The organism is Bombilactobacillus bombi (assembly GCF_013607485.1).
GTDB lineage: Bacteria > Bacillota > Bacilli > Lactobacillales > Lactobacillaceae > Bombilactobacillus > Bombilactobacillus bombi_A.
Genome location: NZ_SCHP01000156.1, coordinates 1 through 413 on the forward strand (window position 1 = coordinate 1; position 413 = coordinate 413).

The following is a 413-nucleotide window of genomic DNA, read 5'->3' on the forward strand; positions in this document are numbered from 1 at the left end:
TCATAAGGCTGAACATTTTCAGGCCGTTCATGAATAAAATGTATTTCTTTAAGTCTTTCTTTTCCTCTAATGAGACTACGGCAAAATTGAACTATAACGGTACGGCCAGTTTCATCCGATAAAGGGCCGACTTGCTCACCTTTTGTATCCCATGAAAGCTCTACATATTCAGTATAAATACGAACAGTGGCAGGATAAACATCATAGACAAGCCGCTGATATCGTTCAAACCTTTCTAAAACCGCCCCCAGATTTTCACAAGCAAGAAATACTGACCCTAATACACCCAGATGCTGAGCTGTAATGGTTTGCCCCACATGTAAACCAATGAAAGGGTCATTTAAATAATCTTTAGCAATAATGAGAAGACTTTCCCAATGGTCGATATCTACGCCTTCTAAATGATTTGAATC

1 protein-coding gene is annotated in these 413 nt (G+C 39.0%); it reads right to left on the reverse strand.

Going from position 1 to position 413, the window contains the following annotated elements; genetic code table 11:
* Window positions 1–413, reverse strand: a 413-nt coding sequence (locus EQ827_RS08915) for an AraC family transcriptional regulator ligand-binding domain-containing protein (protein ID WP_181190616.1), incomplete at both ends; no start/stop codon positions are given.